1 pseudogene is annotated in these 271 nt (G+C 55.7%); it reads right to left on the reverse strand.

Annotated features, from left to right (window positions below):
• A pseudogene (locus SB719_RS20190) lies at nucleotides 1–219 on the reverse strand (hypothetical protein); the annotation flags it as partial.
• Nucleotides 220–271: the final 52 nt, after the last annotated feature.

The following is a 271-nucleotide window of genomic DNA, read 5'->3' on the forward strand; positions in this document are numbered from 1 at the left end:
GTATGGCCTTCTACGATAGAGAGACCGATCGTAGTGGGCGCTCAAGTCGCTCATGCAACTCCAACAGATGTGAGCTTCCGCTGCGATATTGCGATTTGGATGCTGGATGTTGCCGCAGCTGTGACAATGATCAATCAGTACTATCTTGTGAAGCGAGCAATGAGCTACTGGCTGGAGCTGCCAGATGAGCCGGTCGTAGGTGACTTCGCCCGCTGACAGATCGTCGCGGAGGCAAGCCGGACACCAGGCACGAGTGTGTCGAACTGACCCG

This window comes from Pantoea sp. SIMBA_079, assembly GCF_046940275.1.
GTDB classification, from domain to species: Bacteria; Pseudomonadota; Gammaproteobacteria; order Enterobacterales; family Enterobacteriaceae; genus Pantoea; species Pantoea borealis.